Here is a 21,435-nt window from a genome sequence, read left to right as displayed (position 1 = left end):
AGCAGTTTTCTGTTTTGAAATCGCGCGGATCTTAGTGAAGAACCCCGCGCCTGCCCATCCATTTCACGTTCGCCGTTAGTATGGAGGCCGCCACCAAGAAATAGTGTCGTCCCGGGGCGCGCGCAGCGCGAGCCCGGGACCCATAACCACAGGGAGAGGTTTGGCGACGACTCGGAGTTGCCAGCTTCGCGCCAAACTTCTCCCTGGGGCTATGGATCCCCGCGTTCGCGGGGATGACAGCGAGGATGTTGAAACGCCGGTGGCCATGGCCAGCACTTAAGAAGCCACGGCCTCCGGCTTCTTCCCCTCGTTCCGCCCCTCGGCCAGGTTCCGCACCACCACGTAGAAGATCGGCGTGAACAACAGGCCGAACAGGGTGACGCCGATCATGCCGAAGAAGACGGCGACGCCGACCGCCTGCCGCATCTCCGAGCCGGAGCCGCTCGATATCACCAACGGCAGCACGCCGAGGATGAAGGCGAAGGACGTCATCAGGATGGGCCGCAGGCGCAGCCGGCAGGCGTCGATCACGGCCTCCAGCCGCGGCTTGCCCTCGTTCTCGATGTCGCGCGCGAACTCGACGATCAGGATCGCGTTCTTGGCCGCCAGCCCCACCAGCACGACGAAGCCGATCTGGGTGAGGATGTTGACGTCCTGCCCCATGATGCGCACGCCGATGGTGGCAGCTAACAGGCACATCGGCACGATCAGGATCACCGCGAACGGCAGGGTCCAGCTGCCATATTGTGCGGCGAGCACGAGATAAACGAACAGCACGCAGATCGGGAACACGTAGAGGCCGGCATTGCCGCCGGTGATCTGCTGATAGGACAGGTCGGTCCATTCGAAGGTGAAGCCGCTCGGCAAGGTGTCGTCCGCCAGCTTCTTGATGGTGTTGAGCGCCGTGGTCGAGCTGGTGCCCGGCGCCGGCTCGCCCTGGAGCTCGGACGCCGCATAGAGATTGTAGCGCGCGACGCGGTCGGGACCCGAGACATCCTTGAACTCGACCACGCTGCCGAGCATCACCATATCGCCGGAGGCGTTGCGCGTGCGCAGGCGCGCGAGATCGCTCGGCTCTTTCCGGAACGGGAAGTCAGCCTGCGCGGTGACGTGATAGGTACGGCCAAACAGGTTGAAGTCGTTGACATAGGTCGATCCGAAATAGCTCTGGATCGTGTCGTTGATATTCGAGATGGGTACGCCGAGCTTCTGCGCCTTGGTGCGGTCGATGTCGACGAACAGCTGCGGCGTGTTGGCCGAGAACGGCGAGAACACCGTGGGAGCGAGCAGCGAGGGCGATTTGCGCGCCGCGGCGACAAGCTCGTCGGTGGCTGCGGCAAGCATCTCCGGTCCGCGGCCCTGGCGGTCCTGGATGCGGATGGTGAAGCCGCCGCCGGTGCCGATGCCCGGTACGGCCGGCGGCGGGATCACGATGATGAACGCGCCCTGGATCGCGGACAGGCGCTTGCGCAACTCGGCCGTGATCGCATTCGCCGTGAGCCCTTTCTTGATCCGAGCCTCAGGCTCGTCGAACACCGGGAACAGCGCGGCCGCATTGCCGGCCTGCGTGCGGGTGGCGCCCGAGAAGCCGGCGAAGGCAGCGACGCGGACGATGCCCGGCGTATCGAGCGAGATCCGCTCGATCTCGCGCACGACCTCCGTGGTGCGCGCCAGCGACGCCGCGCCCGGCAATTGCGCGGAGATGATGACGTAGCCGCGGTCCTGCGCCGGAATGAAGCCTTGCGACGTGGTCGCGATCAGCCAGCCGGCACTGCCGATCAGCACGACGTAGATCAGGATCATCACCACCGAATGCCGAATGACGAAATTGGCAAGCCCGGCATAGCCGTGCGCCAGCCGGTCGAACACGCGGTTGAACACGCCGGTGAAGGCACCCCACGCCCGCGCGATGACATTCCAGCTCGCCGGCGGCCGCTTCTCCACGTGCGGCGTGAGGATCTGCGAGGCCAGCGCGGGCGACAGGGTCAGCGAGCAGAAGCAGGAAATCGCGGTCGCAACCGCAATGGTGACGGCGAATTGCTGGAAGAACTGCCCGGAGATGCCGCCGAGGAACGCGGTCGGCACGAACACCGCGCAAAGCACCAGCGCGATCGAGACCAGCGCGCCGCCGACCTCCTCCATCGTCTTGAGCGCGGCGTCGCGTCGGCTCATGCCGTGCTCGAGGTGGCGCTCGACGTTCTCGACCACCACGATGGCGTCGTCGACCACGATGCCGACGGCGAGGACGAGACCGAACAGTGTGAGGTTGTTGATGGAGAAGCCCAGCGCCGCCATCACCGCGAAGGTGCCGACCAGCGACACAGGTATTGCGATGATCGGAATGATCGCAGGCCGCCATCCCTGAAGGAACACCAGCACGACGATGACCACGAGCAGCATGGCTTCGTAGATGGTCTTGATCAGTTCGTGGACGGACTGGGCGATGAACTCGGTAGGATTATAGCCGATATTGTAGTCGAGGCCTTTCGGAAAGCTCTCCTTCAGCCTCGTCATGGTGTCGGTAATGTTCTTCGCGGTGGCGAGCGCGTTCGATCCCGGCCGCTGCGTCACCAGCATCGCGACCGCGGATTTGCGCAGCAGGAAGCTGTTGGTGGTGTAGGAGAGCGCGCCGAGCTCGATGCGGGCGACGTCGCGCAATCGCACGATACGGCCGTCGGAGCCGGCCTTGATCAGGATGTCCTCGAACTGCTTCTGGTCCTTCAGGCGGCCGGTGAAGGTGAGGTTGGGCTGGAAGGCGCGATCGGCGATCGGCGGCTCGGCGATCTGGCCGCCCGCGATCTGCACGTTCTGGGCGCGGATCGCAGCCAGCACCTCCGCCGAGGTCAGGCCGAGATTGGCAATTCGATCAGGGTCGAGCCACAGCCGCATCGAATAGTCGCGCGCACCGAACATCTGGATGTCGCCGACGCCGTCGAGACGCAGCAGCTGGTCGCGGACCTGGAGCAGCGCGTAGTTGGAGATGTAGAGCTGGTCGAAAGTGTCGTCCGGCGACAGCATGAACACGACCATCAGGATGTCGGGCGAGTTCTTGCGGGTGGTGACGCCGTTGCGCTGGACCTCCTCGGGCAGGCGCGGCTGCGCGATCGCGACGCGGTTCTGCACCAGCACCTGGGCCTTGTCGAGATCAGTGCCGAGCTTGAAGGTGACGGTGATGGTGAGCTGGCCGTTCGAGGTGGCCTGGCTGTAGAGATACAGCATGTCCTCGACGCCGTTGATCTCCTGCTCGATGGGAGCCGCCACCGTGTCGGACACGGTCTGCGCGGAGGCGCCGGGATATTGCGTCGTGACGACGACGGTCGGCGGCACCACTTGCGGATATTCGGACACCGGCAGGGTGGTGTAAGCGAGCGCGCCGACGATCAGCAGCACGATCGACAGCACCATTGCCAGGATCGGCTGGTTGATGGAGAGACGGCCGAGATTCATGACTTGCCACCGGCTGGGGCTTGCGCCGTCTGCGGCGTGACCTTGGCGCCGACACGGGCGCGCTGGATGCCGTTGACGATGACGCGGTCATCGGCCTTCAATCCCTCCCGGATCACGCGCAGGCCTTCGTCGAGCGGCCCGAGCACCACAGGGCGCGCCTCGACGGTGTCGTCGGGTTTCACCACGAACACGATCTTGCGGGACTGGTCGGTCGCGACCGCGACGTCCGGAATCAGCAGCGCCTCATAGGGCGCGCTGCCAATCAGCCGGACGCGGCCGAACTGGCCGGGCAGGATCGACAGGTCCGTGTTCTTGACCACGGCGCGGCTGCGCAACGTGCCGGTCGAAACGTCGAGCCGGTTGTCGAGGAAGTTGATGGTGCCTTCGTGCGACGGCTTGGTTTCGCCGGCCAGCGTCACCTGCACCGGATTGGCCGTGTCACGCGAGCTCGGGCGCCGGCCTTCGAACCACAGCTTGCTGTATTTCATGAAGGTCGCCTCATCCATGTCGAAATAGACGTAGATCGGGTCGAGCGTGACGATCGAGGTCAGGAGAGTCGAAGAGCCATTGTCGCTGCCCTGCACGAGATTGCCGGGGCTGATGAGATGGCGGCTGACGCGGCCGGTCAACGGTGCCGTCACATGGGTGAATTCGATGTTCAGTCTGGCGGCTTTCAGCGCGCCTTCCGCCTGCACCTCCGCGGCATGCGCAGCTTGCAGGGCCTGACGGCGCTGGTCGACGACCTGCTCGGAGACCGCGCTGGTCTGCACCAGGCTGAGGCCGCGGTCGAGCTCGCGCTTGGCCAGCTCCACCTTGGCGCGGGCATCCGACAGCTGTCCCTCCGCCTGCGTGGCGACGGCCTCGAATGGACGCGGGTCGATCACATAGAGCAGATCGCCCTGATGGACGATGGCGCCGTCCTGGAATTCGACCGAGTTGACGAAACCGCCGACGCGCGGGCGCACCTGAACCTCCTCGACCGCCTCGAAGCGTCCGGTGAACTCGTCCCAATCGGTGACGGTGCGCTTGACCGGCTGGGCGACCGTCACCGGCGGCGGCTGCTGCGCGGCTGCTTGCGAGGTCGGCTGCCCGCAACCGGTGAGCGCGAACGAAGCGACGAGGAGACCCGCTAGTGCGTAATGCCGCGGCTGGAAGAATTCGTGCTTTTTGACAAGTCGCTCGCTTCCATCCGGTCCAGCCATCCCAGGTCCTCGCATCGTCCTTTGTCAAAAGCCGCGGAAAAAGCAGGGTAGGCATTTACCCGCGGGCGTCCCAAGATGGGTGGAGTTGATGAACACTTCAAGGCCAAAGCGCGTGCGGGGCGTCCAAGCGCACCCTGACCGGATGGCGGGGTGACGGACCCGAGCGGAGCTCTCTCACGCGACGCGAAACTGGTGACGAAGGCACGATGCCACCCTCTCCTGGAGGGCCCCAGGGGCTGGTCAAGGAAACAAGCCAGCGCCTTCGCACATGACGGGAGCCGGTGGCTCGGCTAGATTACTTTCACAAAAACAAGACGAATTGTCCGGGAGGACAGGCGTGCATCAAGGACGTGTCGTTTTCGGCGCGATCGAGGAGGTCGTGTTCGGCCATCCTGCGACCGAGGCCATCGTCGCGCAGATGGACCGGCTGGGAACACATCGTGCTTTCCTGATGGTGTCGGGCACGCTCAACCGGCAGACCAATGAAATCGAGAAGATCAAGCAGGCCCTGGGCTCCCGCTGCGCCGGCCTGTTCGATGCGATGCCGGCGCATACGCCGCGCGAGGCGGTGATCGCGGCTGCAAATGCCGCGCGCGAGGCGGGTGCCGATCTGATCGTCACCGTGGGCGGCGGCTCGATCACCGACGGTGCCAAGACGGTACAGCTTTGCCTCGCCAACGGCGTCGACGATGTCGACGGCATCGAGCGCATCCGCGTGCACAAGGGCATAGCGCCCGAGATAAATGCGCCGACGGTGCGGCAGGTCAGCGTGCCGACCACGATCGCCGGCGGCGAGTTCAGCGCGATCGCGGGCGTCACCGACCGCCGCACCAACGTGAAGCAGATGCTGCGGCACCCGCTGGCTGTGCCGCGCGCGACCATCCTCGATCCCGCCATTACCGTGCACACGCCGGAATGGCTGTTCCTGTCGACCGGGGTCCGCGCCATCGACCATTGCGTCGAGGCGATCTGCTCGCGCGAGACGCATCCTTACGCCGACGCGCAATCGGTGAAGGGCCTCGCGATGCTCGCCGACGCCTTGCCGCGGGTGAAAGCCGATCCCGCCGATCTCGACGCGCGGATGGATGCGCAGATCGGCACATGGCTATCGATGGGCGCTCTCGCGGCCGGCGTTCCCATGGGCGCGAGCCACGGCATCGGCTACGTGCTGGGCGCGGCCTTCGACGTGCCGCATGGCTACACCTCCTGCATCATGCTGCCGGCGGTAATGCGCTGGAACGCGCGCGACAATGCCGAGCGGCAGATGATCGTCGCCGCCGCCATGGGCTATCCCGGCCACGCCGCTGCCGACGTGCTCGATGCCTTCATCCGCTCGCTCGGCATGCCGCGCAGCCTCGCGGACGTGCGCGTCTCGCCCGAGCATTTCGACGATATCGCCGAACAGGCGATGCGGACGAACTGGATTCCGCGCAATCCTCGCAAGATCGAGGGTCCTGTCGATTTGCGCGAAATCCTGCTTCTCGCCGCCTGATCCAGAGCCGGAGGATAGATGTACCCAGGTCAACATGCCCGCCTACGCCCGCTGCAGCCCGCCTTCATCATGGCGGCAACAGGCGAGGCCGTCACCTATCGCGAGCTCGATGCGCGCAGCAACCGGCTGGCCCAATTGTTCCGCAAGCACGGCCTGAAGCGGCTCGACCATTATTCGATCTTCATGGAGAACAATTCGCGCTATCTCGAGGCCTGCGGCGCGGGCGAGCGCTCCGGGCTGTATTACACTTGCATCAACTCCTTCCTGACGCCGGGCGAGCTCGCCTATCTGCTCGTCAACAGCCAGTCGAAGATCCTGATCACCTCGGTGGCAAAGCTCGACATCGCCCGCGAGGCGATCCAGGCTTGTCCCGATATCAAGCTCTGCATCGTCGCCGACGGCCCCGGCGAAAGCGAGCGCATCGTCGGTCTTGCGGACGTGACCGCGGATATGCCGACAACACCGATCGCGGATGAGTGGCTCGGCACCGCCATGCTCTATTCGTCCGGCACGACGGGACGGCCGAAAGGCATTTTGCGACCGCTGCCGGAGGAGCCGCCTAAGCACAATCTGCCGCTGTTCGATTTCCTGACAAAACTTTGGCACTACCGCGAGGGCATGGTCTATCTCTCGCCGGCGCCGCTCTATCATTCCGCACCGCAGGCGGCCGTGAACCTCACGATCCGCATGGGCGGCACCGTGATCATCATGGAGAGCTTCGATCCCGAACGCTACCTCGAGCTGGTCCAGCGCTGGGGCATCACGCACACCCAGCTGGTGCCGACGATGTTCTCGCGCATGCTGAAGCTGCCGGAGGAGGTGCGTGGCCGCTACGACCTGTCCTCGCTGGAGATCGCGATCCATGCAGCGGCGCCCTGCCCGGCGCTGGTCAAGGACGACATGATCAAATGGTGGGGCCCTATCATCCACGAATATTACGGCGCGACCGAAGGCCTCGGCTTCACTGCCTGCAACAGCGAGGAATGGCTCGCCCATCGCGGTACCGTCGGCAAGGTGCTGCTCGGCGACCTCCACATCCTCGACGAGAACATGCGGGATTGCCCGACCGGCACGCCCGGCCAGGTGTGGTTCCAGACGGCGACGCCGTTCGAATATTTCAGCGATCCGGAGAAGACCAGGGAGGCGCGCTCGGCCGACGGCAGCATGAGCACGGTCGGCGACGTCGGCTATGTCGATGCCGACCGCTTCCTGTACCTGACCGACCGGGCGACCTTCATGATCATCTCCGGCGGCGTGAACATCTATCCGCAGGAATGCGAGAATCTCCTGATCACCCATCCCAAGGTCGCCGATGCCGCCGTGTTCGGCGTGCCCAATCCCGATCTCGGCGAAGAGGTGAAGGCGGTGGTGCAGCCGATGCCCGGAATCGCGCCGGACGCGGCGCTCGCCGAGGAGCTGATCGCGTTCTGCGCAAAATCGCTGTCGCGGCAGAAGGTGCCGCGCTCGGTGGATTTCGAGAAGGAATTGCCGCGGCTGCCGACGGGGAAATTGTACAAGCGCCTGCTGCGGGACCGGTATTGGGGCAACAAGGCGTCACGGATCGTGTGAGGCTCCCCGCAACTTCGGCACAACAGCCGCTTGTTCGCACTTGCACTCTCACATTGTGCGCAGGCGAAACTCCGGAGCGTTCCGTCATCCCAATTGTCGAGAGGTCGGACGTCCTTGCGGGTTGCCTCGCTGCGCGCGCCTCGCTATCGTCAACACAAACAGGCCGCAAAAGGCCGATCTCCAGGGAGGATGAGCATGCGGAGCGTATGGACGCTCGCCGCAATGGCGGCGCTATCTGTGCTGACGGCCTCAACCATCACGCTCGCCGGCGAGCCCAAGCAAGGCGGCGTCCTGCGGATGTATCACCGCGACAGTCCGGCAAACGCATCCATCCTCGAAGGCGCGACCTATTCGGTCAACGTGCCGTTCATGGGCGTTTTCAACAATCTCGTCATTTACGACCAGCACATCGCGCAGAATAGTCCTGATACCCTTCGGCCCGAGCTGGCCGAAAGCTGGTCCTGGGGCAACGACAACAAGAAGCTGACGTTCAAACTGCGCCAGGGCGTCAAATGGCATGACGGCAAGCCGTTCACATCGGCCGACGTCAAATGCACCTTCGATCTCCTGATGGGAAAATCACAGCAGAAGCTTCGGCAGAATCCGCGCAAGGCCTGGTACAGCGAGGTCAACGACATCACGACAAGCGGCGATTTCGAGGTCTCCTTCGATTTGAAGCGGCCGCAACCCTCGCTGCTGGCGATGCTGGCGTCCGGCTATACGCCGATCTATCCCTGTCACGTCTCGCCGGCGGACATGCGCACCCATCCGATCGGGACCGGACCGTTCAAATTCGTCGAGTTCAAGGCCAATGAATCGATCAAGCTGACGCGCAATCCGGACTATTGGAAGAAGGGCCTGCCCCATCTCGACGGCATCGAGTACACCATCATCACGAACCGCTCGACCGCGATCCTCGCTTTCGTCGCCGGCAAGTTCGACATGACCTTCCCGACGCACATCACCATCCCACTGCTGAAGGACATCAAGTCGCAGGCGCCGAACGCGACCTGCGTCGTCGAGCCGACCAACGTTTCGACCAACATCATCGTCAATTCGAGCTCGCCGCCGTTCGACAACATCGATATCCGCCGGGCGATGGCGATGGCGCTCGACCGCAAGGCCTTCGTCGATATCCTGTTCGAAGGCCAGGCCGATATCGGCGGCACCATGCTGCCGCCGCCGCAAGGCATCTGGGGCATGCCCAAGGACAAGCTCGAGACCATTGCGGGCTACGGGCCGAACGTGAATGCGAACCGCGAGGAGGCGAAGAAGCTGATGCAGAAGGCGGGCTACGGCCCGGACAAGCATCTCGCGGTGAAAGTCTCGACCCGGAACATCGCGGAATATCGAGACCCCGCCGTGATCCTGATCGACCAGCTCAAGAGCATCTATATCGACGGCGAGCTCGACGTCGTGGAGACCGCGAACTGGTTCCCGAAGGTCGCGCGCAAGGACTACATGCTCGGCCTCAACCTGACCGGCAATTCCGTCGACGATCCCGACCAGTCCTTCTACGAGAACTATTCCTGCGGCTCGGAGCGGAACTACACCAATTACTGCAACAAGGAGATCGAGAAGCTGTTCGACGCGCAGTCCCAGGAGACCGACATCGCCAAGCGCAAGCCGCAGGTGTGGGAGATCGACAAGAAGCTGCAAGAAGATGTCGCACGCCCGATCATCTTCCACGCAAGGGCCGGCACGTGCTGGCAGCCCTATGTCAAGGGCGTCGCGATCATGTCGAACAGCTCCTATAACGGCTTTCGCTACGAGGATGTGTGGCTCGACAAGTAGCGCGCCAGGCTGAAGACTAGCGGCTCGCGGAGGGCGGAGGATGCTTGCCTATCTGGTGCGACGCCTGTTCCTGATGCTCGTGACCCTGTTCGGGATCTCGATCGTCATTTTCCTGCTGCTGCGCATCGTGCCCGGCAATATCGTCGACATCCTGTTCGCCGCGGCCGGCTATGTCGATCCCGCCGACAAGGCCAATCTGGAGAAGGAGCTCGGCCTCGACCAGCCGCTGGTGATGCAATATTGGCACTGGATCAGCGGCTTCCTGCGCGGTGACTTCGGCTACTCCTACGTCTCCGAGAAGCCGGCGCTGCAGGAGATATTGCCGCGGATCCCGATCACGGCGCGGCTCGCCGGCCTCGCGCTGCTGTTCTCGGCCTCGATCGGCATCCCGCTCGGCGTCATCAGCGCGGTGAAGCAGGGCACGCGGCTGGACTACGCCTTGCGCGTCGTCAGCTTGAGCGGATTGTCGCTGCCCTCGTTCTGGCTCGGGCTGCTCATCCTGACAGCGTCGGTGGCGATGTTCGGCCAGATGCCGATCTTCAATCCGAATCCGCAGACCTGGCTCGAGGCGTTCGCAACCTACGCCGTGCCCGCCGCCGCCGTCGGCTTCCGCAGCGCGGCCCTGACCATGCGCATCACGCGGTCCTCGATGCTGGAGGTGCTGCGCCAGGATTACATCCGCACCGCGCGCGCGAAAGGCGCCTCCGACGCCGCCGTCAACTATCGGCACGCGCTGAAGAACGCGATCCTGCCCGTCATCACCGTGATCGGCATCGAAGCGGCATTCCTGATCGGCGGCCTGATCGTCACCGAGACGGTGTTCAACATCCCCGGCGTCGCCCGCTTCCTGGTCGAGGCGATCCGCTGGCGCGACTATCCGATCGTGCAGAACCTCGTGATGCTGATCGCCGTCGTGGTGGTGAGCGCGAATTTCATCGTCGACATGCTCTACGCCGTGTTCGATCCGCGCATCAGGTACACGGATTAGGAGATCAATTTGGCCGCGATCGACTTCGACGTTGAACTGAGGCGGGCCGGCGCGCATGCGACCGGCGGCTGGCGGCGCGTGCTGTTTCTGGCACAGCGGCATGTGCTGGGCGCCGCGGGCCTCGTCATCATGGCCGTGTTCGTATTCATGGCAATCTTCGCCGACTTCATTGCGCGCTATGATCCCCTCTCGATCGATTCGGCCCGCGCTCTGGCTCGCCCGAGCCTGGCGCACTGGATGGGAACGGACTCGTTCGGCCGCGACGTGTTCAGCCGCATCATCCACGGCGCACGGATCTCGCTTGCCGTCGGGATCGGCTCGACCGCGCTCGGCGGCACGATCGGCGTCATCGTCGGCCTGACCTCCGGCTATCTCTCCGGCTGGGTCGATCTGGTATTCCAGCGCGTTTCCGATGTGCTCCAGGCGCTGCCGCTGCTGGTGCTGGCGCTGGTGATGACGGCGGCACTCGGCCCGTCGCTCCCGAACGTGATCATTGCGATTGCCATTCCGCTGATCCCCACGGTTGCGCGCGTCATCCGTGCCAACACGCTGGCGCTGCGGGAACTGCCCTTCATCGAGGCCGCCAAGTCGATCGGCATGAGTGAGGTGCGCATCGCGCTCCGCCACGTGCTGCCGAACACGATGGCGCCGCTGATCGTGCTCGCCACTGCGCAGCTCGGCTCGACCATCCTGACCGAAGCCTCGCTGTCGTTCCTCGGTCTCGGCATTCCCGAGCCTTATCCATCCTGGGGCCGCATGCTGTCGGAATCCGCCGCCGAATATGTCCGCACCGCACCGTGGCTGGTGATCTTCCCGGGCATCGCGATCAGCCTCGCCGTATTCGGCGCCAATTTGTTCGGCGACGCCCTGCGCGACATCCTCGATCCCCGGCAGCGCGGCTGATGGCTGAAAAAACCGATCTCGTGCTCGACGTGAAGAACCTGAAGACGGTATTCTTCACCAACTCCGGCCTGTTCAAGGCCGTCGACGACCTCTCCTTTACCGTGAAGCGCGGCGAGACGCTGGCGATCGTCGGCGAATCCGGCTGTGGTAAGAGCGTCACCGCGCTGTCGCTGATGCGGCTGGTGCCCGATCCCCCCGGCCGCATTGTCGGCGGCTCCATCTCGCTCGAAGGCACCGATCTGCTGGCGCTGGATGAGGCGGAGATGCGCGCTGTCAGGGGCAACCGCATCTCCATGGTCTTCCAGGAACCGATGACCTCGCTCAATCCGGTGATGCGGATCGGCGACCAGATCGTCGAGGCCGTGCGGCTGCACCGGAACATCTCGGCCAAGGAGGCCCAGAATGTCGCCGTCGAGATGCTGCGTCTGGTCCGCATTCCCGAACCGGCGCGGCGCGCGAAAGAATATCCGCATCAACTCTCCGGCGGCATGCGCCAGCGCGCGATGATCGCGATGGCGCTGGCGTGCCGGCCGGCGCTGCTGATTGCGGACGAGCCGACCACCGCGCTCGACGTCACCATTCAGGCGCAGATCCTGGCGCTGATCCTCGACCTGCAGAAGGAGCTCGGCACCGGGCTCGTGCTGATCACGCACGATCTCGGCGTCGTCGCGCAGACCGCGCAGCGCGTGATCGTGATGTATGCGGGGCGGAAGGTCGAGGAAGCCAGCGTCGAAGCGCTGTTCGCCGCGCCCAAGCATCCCTATACGCGCGGGCTGATGGCGTCGATCCCGGCTGTGCCGGCCGCCGGCGTTCCGGCGCAGGCGCGGCTGAACGAAATCCCCGGCACCGTGCCGTCGCTGGTGCGGCTGCCGAAGGGTTGCGCTTTCGCGCCGCGCTGCAAGCTCGCGATCAAGCGCTGCGAGGCAGAATATCCGCCGCTGGCGGATTGGGGTGGCGGCCATCTAGCCGCCTGCTGGCGCGCGGAAGACGTCGCGGAGGTGGCATGACCGAGGCCCTGCTCGAAGTCACCGACCTCAAGAAACACTATCCGGTGCGCGCCGGCGTGCTGCGACGACAGGTCGGCACCGTACACTCGGTCGACGGCGTCTCGTTCTCGCTTCATGCCGGCGAGACGCTCGGCCTCGTCGGCGAATCCGGTTGCGGCAAGTCGACGGTGGCGCGCAGCGTGCTGCGGCTGGTCGAGCCGACCTCGGGCCGGATCCGGCTCGACGGCGAGGACATCACCCATCTGTCCAAGACGGCACTGCGCCCGCACCGGCGCTCGATGCAGATCGTGTTCCAGGACCCGTTTGCCTCGCTCAACCCGCGCATGACCGCCGGCGACATCGTCGGCGAACCGCTCGCGGTGCACGGGCTCGCCAGCGGCAAGGCACTGGAGGTACGGGTCGCGAAGCTGTTCGAGCAGGTGGGCCTGCGCCCCGACCAGATGCGCAACTTCCCGCATCAATTCTCCGGCGGCCAGCGCCAGCGCATCTGCATCGCACGCGCGCTCGCACTCGAGCCGCGCCTGATCGTCTGCGACGAGCCGGTCTCCGCTCTCGACGTCTCGATCCAGGCGCAGGTGATCAACCTCTTGATCGACCTGCAGCGCCAGCACGGCTTCTCCTATCTCTTCATCGCCCATGACCTCGCCGTGGTCGCCCATATCAGCCACCGCGTCGCGGTGATGTATCTCGGCCGGATCGTCGAGATCGCTGGCAAGGACGAGCTGTTCCGCAATCCCAGGCATCCCTATACGCAAGCACTGCTGGCCTCGGTGCCGGTCGCCAATCCGCTCGCGAAGAAGCTCGCGCCGCTGGTCGACGGTGACGTGCCGAGCCCGGTCAATCCGCCCTCGGGCTGCGCGTTTCACACCCGCTGCCGGTTTGCGATGGACCGGTGCAAGACTGAACGGCCGGCGCTGCTGGAAGCCGGCGACGGGCATCAGGTGGCGTGCCTGCTCAATGACGGGACGGGACGGAGCCAGTTGGCGCCAACGACCTGATCACCGGCCAGGCCGCCAGCGCGGCAGCCAGATGCTTGAGCGTGTGGCCCGAGACGATGTGTCCTGTCGCTTCGAAAATGAGCGCGTCACCCAGCTCGAAAAGCTTGGCCAGCACATAAAAGAAGATCACTCCCCCGAGCGGCACGCCGAGCGCGCCAGGCCGGGGGCGCGTCAACGCCAGTGCCACGGCGAGTGCCATGCCGCCGAACTGCACGACAACCCATGGCGTGAGATTCTCGCGTGCCACCCAGGCAGCCAGCAGGCCCGCGATCATCATCAGCACCAGCACCGCCTCTCCGGCGCGCACGCTGACGCGCTCGCTGGCGGCGATGCCCAGAAAGCCCGCGAACGCCACCGCCATGCCGAGCCGATCGGCCACGAGCCGTTGCGGCATGTCGGGGTCCAGGTGATAGAAGCCAGAACCCAGGCAAGTGAGGATCAGTCCCACGAAGAACCAGCTTGCACCCACGGGCGCCTCATTGCGGGCGCGCAGCCGCTCCGAACCCCAAACGCCCATCGCGAGAAAGGCGAGATTGCTCAGCACGTCGCCGGCGTTGGGCACACCGAGCCAGGTACGACTGTCGACGAAGTGCGGGACGTGCCAGGCGGCGGCGGGCAGCGCGGGGGCGAGGAGCGCCGTCAGCGTCAGAACGCAGAGCGCGCCGATCACGTAACCCTCGCGGCGTTGTGGCGCGGCGAACGGGGGACGGCGGGATACCGAGGGTAGCGTGGGATTGGTCGCCTGGACGGGATCATTGGCGCGCAACATGCCGGCTCCACAATTGAACAATGTTCAATATATGTAGCCGAAAAATGAACACCGTTCAAAATAAATTTTGGATCCCGTTCAAAATTCAACTAACCTTTTGAAATACCGTAAAATTTTTGGCGAACGTCGCGCCGCAGAGGGTAGGCAAAGCCAAGCGGCGCCCACCATGCCTCTCCATCACTTTGAACATCGAAGGTGCGCCTGACGCTTTGCGCCTTTCCCCTACCATTTCGGAGCTCGTGGCGCCGACTATGCTCCGATCTCGGCGACGATCCTGCCCGTGGTGACCTGCTCGCCTTCAGCGACCTCAATCGCGGCGACCACGCCGTCGATGCCGGCTTTGTGGACGTGCTCCATCTTCATCGCTTCCAGCGTCAGCACCGGTTGGCCGGCTTTGACAGAGTCCCCCGGCTTGACCAGCACGGCAACGACGCGCCCGTTCATGGCGGCGCGCACCTTGCCGTCACCGCCATTGGCGGCAATGGCCTTCGGCGCGGCGAGCGTGAGATCGGTGACCGCGAGCGGGATGCCGCGGTGCTGGAAGTAAAGCCGATCGCCGTCGCGCAGGAACTTTGCGCTGTCCGTCACGCCGTCGTGGCGAAAGCGGATGGCGTCGGAATCGAGTTGATCAATTTCGAATGTGTCTTGCCGGCCGTCGCTGGCGACAGTGTAGCCACCATCGCGCTCGCGCGTGACCTCGAGTTCGTAGGTCTGACCGGCGATCTCGATCTTCGCCGGCAGGGGAAACGTCGCCGACAGGCTGCGGCCACACCGCCATGACGGCGCGCGCGGGTTGGTGACGTAGAGCAGCAGGCCTGCCAGCGCTGTGTCGAATACGGCATCCGCCCGCGGTGCCAGCAGCTCGTCGCGATACGCGCCGATGAAGGCTGTCGTCGCCTCGCCCTCGGCAAACCCGGTATGACGCAGGCAGGACATCAGGAACGCCTGGTTGGTCGTCACACCGAAAGCGGTGAGCTGCTCCAGGCCCACGATCAGCCGTCCCCTCGCCTCCTCACGCGTGGGGCCATGGCTGATCACCTTGGCGATCATGGAATCGTAGAATGGCGGGATCTCCGAGCCCGATTGCAGCGCGTGCTCGACGCGGAAGCCTTCAGGCACCCGCCAAAGCGCCATGCGGCCCGACTGCGGCATGAAGTCGTGCCCGGCATCCTCCGAGCAGAGCCGCACCTCGATGGCATGGCCGGAGAACTTGATGTCCTGCTGCTTCACCGGCAGCGCTTCGCCGCGGGCGACGCGCAGCTGCAGCTCGACCAGATCGAGCCCCGTAATGGCTTCGGTCACGGGGTGCTCGACCTGGAGGCGGGTGTTCATCTCCATGAAGTAGAATGCGCCGCTGGCATCGAGCAGGAATTCCAGCGTACCGGCTCCCTCATAACGCAGCGCCTTGACCGCGGCGACCGCAACGTCACCCATCTTCGCGCGCAGCTCCGGCGTGACCGCCGGTGACGGTGCCTCCTCGATCAGCTTCTGGTGCCGCCGTTGCACCGAGCAGTCGCGCTCGCCGAGATGGACGGCGTTGCCATGGCTGTCGCCGAACACCTGAATCTCGATGTGGCGGGGATTCTGGATTGCGCGTTCGAGTATCACGGTGGCATCGCTGAACGCCGCCTTCGCCTCCGACCGCGCACTGCGCAGCGCATCGGGAAACGACGCTGCCTCTGTCACAAGCCGCATCCCGCGGCCGCCACCGCCGGCAACCGCCTTGATCATGACGGGGAAGCCGATCTTCCTGGCCTCAGCGAGCATGACCTCGTCGCCCTGCTCGGCGCCCTGATAGCCGGGCACGCAGGGAACGCCGGCCTTCTTCATGATCTCCTTGGCACCGGCCTTGTTGCCCATCGCCTCGATCACCTGCGGCGAGGGACCAATGAAGACGAGACCGGCCTCCTTGCAGGCTTGCGCGAAGTCCTCGTTCTCGGCGAGAAAGCCGTAGCCAGGATGAACCGCGTCCGCGCCGCTCGCTTTCGCCGCGGCGATGATCGCGGGGATGTTGAGATAGGACTGCGCCGGCAAGGCTTCGCCGATGCGCACGGCCTGATCGGCCTGCTTCACGTGAAGCGCATCCCGATCCGCATCCGAATACACCGCAACGACACCAAGCCCGAGCTTTCGCGCACTGCGCATCACGCGGAGCGCGATCTCGCCGCGGTTGGCGACCAGGACCCTGGAGAACGGCCGGTGCTGCACTGATCCGTTCCTCATGGGCGTGCCACCGAAAACTGCATGCGCTGCGGCGTCCGCGCATCGCCCTCGCGGCAGATGGCCAAGACTTCCGAGAGCACCGCGCGGGTGTCGCGCGGATCGATCACGCCGTCATCGAGCACGCGCGCGCTGGTCGAGAACACGTCCATCTGGCCATCGAACACGCCGATGATCTGCGCCTTCATGGCCTCCAGCTTGTCCTTCTCGACCGGCTTGCCGCGGCGGGCTGCGGCAGCCTCGGTCACGATCGCCATGGTCTCGGCGGCCTGCTCGCCGCCCATCACGGCTGTCTTTGCGTTGGGCCAGGAGAAGCAGAAGCGTGGATGGAAGCCGCGGCCGCACATGCCGTAATTGCCGGCACCGAACGAGGCGCCGCAATAGATCGTGATCTGTGGCACCGTCGCCGAGGTCACCGCCTGGATCATCTTGGAGCCGTGCTTGATCATGCCAGCTTCTTCATAGGCTCGGCCGACCATGTAGCCGGTGGTGTTGTTGAGGTAGAGGATCGGCGTGCGGGTCTGACAGCACGCCTGGATGAAATGCGTCGCCTTGTTGGCGCCGGCGGGATCGAGCGGACCGTTGTTGGTGATGATGCCGATCGCCTGGCCTTCGACGCGGGCATGGCCGCAGACCGTGGCGGGACCGTAATTCGGCGCCATCTCGGTGAAGTCGGAGTCGTCGACGATGCGCGCGATCACCTGCTTCATGTCGACGGAGCGCTTGTGGTCTATCGGCATGATGCCGAGCAGCTCATCCTGATCGTAGTGCGGCGGCTTGAATTCCCGGGCCGGCTTGCCTGGCCGCTCCCATTCCAGCGCCGCCATGATCTCGCGGGCGATGCGCAACGCATCGCGATCGTCCTCGGCAAGGTAGTCGCCAAGGCCGGACACTTGCGTGTGCATCTCGGCGCCGCCGAGCTCTTCCTCGGTCGCGATCTCGCCGGTCGCGGCCTTGAGCAGCGGCGGGCCCGCAAGGAAAGCACGGGTGCGGCCGCGCACCATGACGATGTAGTCGGACAGGCCGGTCTGGTACGCGCCGCCCGCGGTCGAGGAACCGTGTGTCACGGTCACGACGGGCAGGCCCGCGGCCGAGAGCCGCGCCAGATTGCGAAAGATATTGCCGCCGCGAACAAAATCCTCGACGCGGTAGCGCAAGAGATTGGCTCCGGCGCTTTCGACGAGCTGGACGTAAGGCAGCTTGTTCTCCAGCGCGAGCTCCTGCACACGGATCGTCTTGTCAAGGCCGTAGGGCTGCAGCGCGCCGGCGTCGATGCCGGAATCGCTGGCACTGACCATGCAGCGAATACCCGAAACGAAGCCGATGCCGCCGATGACGCCACCACCCGGCACACTCTTGCTCACATCCGGCACATCGAACATGTAGCCGGCGAGCGTCGACAGCTCGATGAAGGGCGCACCGGGATCGAGCACCAGCGCAACGCGCTCGCGCGGCAGCAGCTGCCCGCGCTTGTGGAAGCGATCCTTTGCCGCCGCCGACGCCGTGCGCGTGCGCTCTTCGAGCGCGCGCATGCGGTCGATCAGGCCGAGCATGCCATCGCGGTTGGCGTGGTAGGCAGCGCTACCGGGGGAGATGGTGTTTTCGAGAATGGACATGACTTGATCCCAATCGTCATTCCGGGGCGCGCGTAGCGCGAGCTAAGATGCGCAATTGCGCATCTGAGAGTCCATATTCCCGATCGTGGTTATGGATTCCGGGCCATCCCGGAATGACGGAGTGTGTGGCTACCGATTCGTACCAAAGATCTTCCGCGCCTCGGCGGGGCTTGCGATCTCGCGGCCCGCGCGCCTTGCGCAGGCGGCGATGGCCTCGATCAACTGGCCGTTGGAGGTCACTTTCTTGCCGTCGGCGAGATAGAAGGTGTCTTCGAGACCGGTGCGCAAATGGCCGCCGAGCTCGGCGCAGCGCTGGTGCAGCGGCCAGATTTCCTCGCGGCCGATCGCGGTAACCTGAAAATGCGCCTCGGGGCGCTTCAGCTTGATCAGGATCGGCAACAGCTCCGGGTCCGAAGGCATTCCCGACGCGACGCCCATGACGAAATTGTATTCGAGCGGTCCCTTGTACATGCCGACCTGGGTGTACATGCCGACGCAGCGGACGATGCCGACGTCGAAGCACTCGAACTCGGGGATGGTGCCGACCGCGTTCATGACGTCGAGATAATCCTTCACCTTCTCGACCGCGTTGTCGAACATCATCGGCGGCCAGGCCCAGCTGTTGTCGGCCTTCACCTTCAGATAATTCAGCGAGCCGGCGTTGCAGGCGGCGATCTCCGGCCTGGTCTCGCGAATGCAGTCGAGCGCGCCGGAGTAATTCGGCCCTGACACGCCCGAGGTGTGATTGATGATCACGCCGGGACAAGCTTCGCGGATCGCCTGCTGGATCTCCTTGCTGACGGCGACCTCCCAGGACGGCAGGTGTCCCTTTCCAGGCGCCTGCTGGCGCAGATGGATGTGCATGACGGATGCGCCGGCATCGAACGCAGCCCTGGCTTCGCGCGCCATCTGCTCGGGCGTGACCGGCACGTTGTGCTGCTTTGGGTCGGTGAGCACGCCGTTCAGCGCGCAGGTGATGACGGCCTTGTCGCTCATGCCAAAAATGTCTCGCACGTTGAGAATTCAACGCTTGCGATCATGTGATGCGCGGCATGCGGCTTCTTGCGCGGAGAAGCTGGAAAAGGGCGATAGCCCGTAGCAACCATTAAGGTTCTCCCGATTTTCCGCAAGCATGACGCCGGGCTTGCAGCCGTCAAGGTGTGGCCTGGCGGCAGCGAGTTTGACGCGGGGCGTTCGCGACGGCCAACCTTGACGGCCGCGGCGCACGGCGTCGTCCAGGCGGAAGGTCGGGACGAAGAAACGGCCGCCTGATCGAACAAAGAAACGCGATCAGGTGGCGGGCAGCTTGGCAGTTTGAGGCGCTTCGGCGATCCACGGAGTTCCGCGGGCGACCACGGCGTTGATCGTGACGAGCAACTTTCTGGCGCAAGCGACCAGCGCGCATTTATGAGATTTTCCGGCGGCGATCAGCCTTGTATAGAGAGCCTTCATCTGCGGGTTCCATCGGGAGGATGCCGGAAGAGCCGCGTTGTAGAGCGCCCAACGCAGCCGCTCACGGCCACCTTTGATGTGACGGGCACCGGATCGTTCGCCGCTATCGTCGTCGTAAGGCGCCAGTCCACTGAGAGCTGAGGCCCGTTCGCGTGTGATGTTGCCGATCTCGGGCATCCTGATCAGGACGGCAGCCGCGGTCGGCAGACCGCAGCCGGCGACGCTGTAGATCAGATCGAGCCGTGCGGCGAGATCAGGATGCTTGCGGATCGCCGCCAGCAGCGCCTTGAACTCGGCTCGTTTGGACTTTGCCAACAGCGCGATCTGCGCCTTCCAAACCCCTTGAATCCGCTTGTCGCGGCAACTCTCGAGCCGGTTCTTCAGCCTTGCGATGTCTTCCGTGATCTGATCGATCATGGTCAGATGCTCGGCAAAGGGCTGCAACCGCGGATCCGGTGCAGGATGGATCGTCTTGACCGCGGCAGTGCACGTCGCGATCAGCGCCGCGTCGATCCTGTCGTTCTTAGCCAGCAGCAGACGGAACGTGGCATAGGCGCGGACCTGCTTCGGCTGAAACAGCACGACGACGAAACGCTTGCGCCGCAGCTCCGCAACGACCGCCTGCTCGTAGCCTCCACTTGCCTCGATCCCGACCCTCTTTACCTTGCGGCACTTCAACCACTCCACCAGCGCCTGGTGACCTCTTGCCGTGTTGTCGACCCGCAACTGCTCAGAGTTGCCATCGATCGCCACGTCGAGCTTGCGTTTGCCGGTATCGATCCCGGCACAGATCGTGTTACGCTTGGCCATCTTCCTCGACCCTCCCTTGTTATGCGAACCTGAAGTTCGTTCAACCATGCGGGTCCCGATGAAGTGCCGACCGCGATCTTGCTACGAAACGCAGCCCTCAAGGCTTCGGTGGGCATCGATCCGATCGATCGGCGGCCCAGCCAGGGTGGCCACCCGGGCTGGGCCATTCCTCACGGAACGGGGCCAATCCTATACCGATGCGCTAATACAAGGGTGGGCAAAGGCGCACTTGCGCCGTGCCCACCGCGTCTCGGGGCTTGGGGAAGATGGTGGGCACGCTGTCGCTTTGCCCACCCTACAAGACCAACGCCTAGCTCGCCTCCGCCAGCCTCACCGTCTCGGTGCTGCGATAGATCGCAAGGTCGCGCGAGCCGACGAAGATCGCGCGCGGCTTGAGGCCGTAGAAGCGGCGAATCGAATGACTGAAGTGAGTGGAATCGGGATAGCCGATGTCCTGCGCGAGATGGGCGAGGTTCAGATCCTGATTGGCGAAGTGCAGCAAATGCCGAGCGCGCTTCCAGGCGCGGAAGGAACGGAAGGAGATGCCGGTCTCCTCCTTGAACAGGTGCAGGAAGCGCGAGGCGGAGAGACCCGCGTCCGCGGCACATGTATCCGCGGTCACGGGCTCGCCCGTGAAGCGGCCGATGCGGGCAACAGCGCGCATCACGCGGGGGTCCAGCACACGGCGCGGCAGTGCCTCGCCAAAGCACATCTCGTCGAATTCGGCGGTGGTGATGTCGCCATAGCGGCGCTGGCGCAGCAGCGCGTAGGCGGCGAGGATCTTGCGCGCATAGACCGCCCTGTCAGGTCCCGTCAGCCGCTGGGCCAAGGCCTCGATCACGCCATCAGGCATGCTCTCCGGCTCGAGCGTCACGCTGATTGCAGTGCGGTAGTCGCTAGCGATGGAATGCCGCTGGTTCGGCAGGGTGACGAACAGCTCACCGGTGGCGAGAGCGTCGTCGATGGTCAAATGCAGGTTGCCCTTCACGGCCACATAGACATGACAGCAGCCGGGGGTCCGCTTGCGGGGACGGCCGAGCAGACCGGCATAGAAGACGCGCTCGGGTGTGATCAGCATCAGATGGTCGGATTCGCGACCGATATCTTCCATTGGGATCCTCCTCGCGCGGCTCTGTGGCCGCTGCGGACGGAAATCACCTTAGCGGAA

15 protein-coding genes are annotated in these 21,435 nt (G+C 64.6%); 7 read left to right on the top strand and 8 right to left on the bottom strand.

Features of this window, described 5'->3' with window-relative positions:
• Positions 1-276 precede the first annotated feature (276 nt).
• Both IVB24_RS04405 and IVB24_RS04400 read right to left on the bottom strand, forming a co-directional pair.
• Positions 277-3,447, bottom strand: a complete 3,171-nt coding sequence (locus IVB24_RS04405) for a multidrug efflux RND transporter permease subunit (RefSeq protein WP_247772161.1) — start codon at positions 3,445-3,447, stop codon at positions 277-279.
• On the bottom strand, positions 3,444-4,649 hold the full coding sequence (locus IVB24_RS04400; RefSeq protein ID WP_247772160.1) for an efflux RND transporter periplasmic adaptor subunit: 1,206 nt from the start codon (positions 4,647-4,649) through the stop codon (positions 3,444-3,446). The genes IVB24_RS04405 and IVB24_RS04400 overlap by 4 nt, the downstream gene beginning before the upstream one ends.
• A gap of 337 nt (positions 4,650-4,986) precedes the next feature.
• On the opposite strand from IVB24_RS04400, the gene IVB24_RS04395 reads away from it, so the two are divergent.
• From IVB24_RS04395 to IVB24_RS04365, 7 genes are all read left to right on the top strand, one after another.
• Positions 4,987-6,141, top strand: coding sequence for an iron-containing alcohol dehydrogenase (locus tag IVB24_RS04395; RefSeq protein WP_247772159.1), 1,155 nt, complete (start codon positions 4,987-4,989; stop codon positions 6,139-6,141).
• A gap of 18 nt (positions 6,142-6,159) precedes the next feature.
• On the top strand, positions 6,160-7,710 hold the full coding sequence (locus IVB24_RS04390; protein ID WP_247772158.1) for an AMP-binding protein: 1,551 nt from the start codon (positions 6,160-6,162) through the stop codon (positions 7,708-7,710).
• 195 nt (positions 7,711-7,905) lie between these two features.
• Positions 7,906-9,504 carry an ABC transporter substrate-binding protein gene (locus tag IVB24_RS04385; protein WP_247772157.1) on the top strand — a complete coding sequence of 533 codons (1,599 nt, stop codon included), beginning with the start codon at positions 7,906-7,908 and terminating at the stop codon, positions 9,502-9,504.
• Between the two features lie 40 nt (positions 9,505-9,544).
• Positions 9,545-10,492, top strand: a complete 948-nt coding sequence (locus tag IVB24_RS04380; RefSeq protein ID WP_094976271.1) for an ABC transporter permease — start codon at positions 9,545-9,547, stop codon at positions 10,490-10,492.
• Between the two features lie 9 nt (positions 10,493-10,501).
• Entirely contained in the window at positions 10,502-11,395 is an 894-nt protein-coding gene (locus tag IVB24_RS04375; protein ID WP_094976270.1) for an ABC transporter permease, read from the top strand.
• Positions 11,395-12,402, top strand: a complete 1,008-nt coding sequence (locus IVB24_RS04370) for an ABC transporter ATP-binding protein (protein ID WP_247772156.1) — start codon at positions 11,395-11,397, stop codon at positions 12,400-12,402. Before IVB24_RS04375 ends, IVB24_RS04370 begins: the two co-directional genes overlap by 1 nt.
• Entirely contained in the window at positions 12,399-13,400 is a 1,002-nt protein-coding gene (locus IVB24_RS04365) for a dipeptide ABC transporter ATP-binding protein (RefSeq protein ID WP_140481591.1), read from the top strand. Before IVB24_RS04370 ends, IVB24_RS04365 begins: the two co-directional genes overlap by 4 nt.
• Here the strand turns inward: IVB24_RS04365 and IVB24_RS04360 are convergent.
• The 6 genes from IVB24_RS04360 to IVB24_RS04335 form a co-directional block, all read right to left on the bottom strand.
• Complete coding sequence (locus IVB24_RS04360) at positions 13,357-14,169, bottom strand: hypothetical protein (RefSeq protein WP_247772155.1); 813 nt, start codon at positions 14,167-14,169, stop codon at positions 13,357-13,359. The genes IVB24_RS04365 and IVB24_RS04360 overlap by 44 nt on opposite strands.
• A 249-nt stretch (positions 14,170-14,418) precedes the next feature.
• Positions 14,419-16,392, bottom strand: a complete 1,974-nt coding sequence (locus tag IVB24_RS04355; RefSeq protein ID WP_247772154.1) for an acetyl-CoA carboxylase biotin carboxylase subunit — start codon at positions 16,390-16,392, stop codon at positions 14,419-14,421.
• Complete coding sequence (locus tag IVB24_RS04350) at positions 16,389-18,005, bottom strand: carboxyl transferase domain-containing protein (protein ID WP_247772153.1); 1,617 nt, start codon at positions 18,003-18,005, stop codon at positions 16,389-16,391. Before IVB24_RS04350 ends, IVB24_RS04355 begins: the two co-directional genes overlap by 4 nt.
• A 129-nt stretch (positions 18,006-18,134) precedes the next feature.
• Complete coding sequence (locus tag IVB24_RS04345; protein WP_140481595.1) at positions 18,135-19,001, bottom strand: 3-keto-5-aminohexanoate cleavage protein; 867 nt, start codon at positions 18,999-19,001, stop codon at positions 18,135-18,137.
• A gap of 294 nt (positions 19,002-19,295) precedes the next feature.
• Positions 19,296-20,267, bottom strand: coding sequence for an IS110 family transposase (locus IVB24_RS04340; protein ID WP_247768358.1), 972 nt, complete (start codon positions 20,265-20,267; stop codon positions 19,296-19,298).
• A gap of 310 nt (positions 20,268-20,577) precedes the next feature.
• The gene (locus tag IVB24_RS04335; RefSeq protein ID WP_140481596.1) at positions 20,578-21,378 is read right to left on the bottom strand and encodes an AraC family transcriptional regulator; all 801 of its coding nucleotides are present in this window, start codon (positions 21,376-21,378) and stop codon (positions 20,578-20,580) included.
• Positions 21,379-21,435: the final 57 nt, after the last annotated feature.

It is taken from the genome of Bradyrhizobium sp. 192, assembly GCF_023100965.1.
GTDB classification, from domain to species: Bacteria; Pseudomonadota; Alphaproteobacteria; order Rhizobiales; family Xanthobacteraceae; genus Bradyrhizobium; species Bradyrhizobium symbiodeficiens.
Note: the sequence above shows the minus strand (reverse complement) of the source record. Positions and strands in the feature narration are given on the sequence as shown.

Excerpts from the sequence above, each read along its gene's own strand:
- IVB24_RS04405 (WP_247772161.1), bottom strand. The coding sequence starts at position 3,447 with ATGAATCTCGGCCGTCTCTCCATCAACCAGCCGATCCTGGCAATGGTG.
- IVB24_RS04400 (WP_247772160.1), bottom strand. The coding sequence starts at position 4,649 with ATGGCTGGACCGGATGGAAGCGAGCGACTTGTCAAAAAGCACGAATTC.
- IVB24_RS04390 (WP_247772158.1), top strand. The coding sequence starts at position 6,160 with ATGTACCCAGGTCAACATGCCCGCCTACGCCCGCTGCAGCCCGCCTTC.
- IVB24_RS04385 (WP_247772157.1), top strand. The coding sequence starts at position 7,906 with ATGCGGAGCGTATGGACGCTCGCCGCAATGGCGGCGCTATCTGTGCTG.
- IVB24_RS04380 (WP_094976271.1), top strand. The coding sequence starts at position 9,545 with ATGCTTGCCTATCTGGTGCGACGCCTGTTCCTGATGCTCGTGACCCTG.
- IVB24_RS04370 (WP_247772156.1), top strand. The coding sequence starts at position 11,395 with ATGGCTGAAAAAACCGATCTCGTGCTCGACGTGAAGAACCTGAAGACG.
- IVB24_RS04365 (WP_140481591.1), top strand. The coding sequence starts at position 12,399 with ATGACCGAGGCCCTGCTCGAAGTCACCGACCTCAAGAAACACTATCCG.
- IVB24_RS04360 (WP_247772155.1), bottom strand. The coding sequence starts at position 14,169 with ATGTTGCGCGCCAATGATCCCGTCCAGGCGACCAATCCCACGCTACCC.
- IVB24_RS04355 (WP_247772154.1), bottom strand. The coding sequence starts at position 16,392 with ATGAGGAACGGATCAGTGCAGCACCGGCCGTTCTCCAGGGTCCTGGTC.
- IVB24_RS04350 (WP_247772153.1), bottom strand. The coding sequence starts at position 18,005 with ATGTCCATTCTCGAAAACACCATCTCCCCCGGTAGCGCTGCCTACCAC.
- IVB24_RS04345 (WP_140481595.1), bottom strand. The coding sequence starts at position 19,001 with ATGAGCGACAAGGCCGTCATCACCTGCGCGCTGAACGGCGTGCTCACC.
- IVB24_RS04340 (WP_247768358.1), bottom strand. The coding sequence starts at position 20,267 with ATGGCCAAGCGTAACACGATCTGTGCCGGGATCGATACCGGCAAACGC.
- IVB24_RS04335 (WP_140481596.1), bottom strand. The coding sequence starts at position 21,378 with ATGGAAGATATCGGTCGCGAATCCGACCATCTGATGCTGATCACACCC.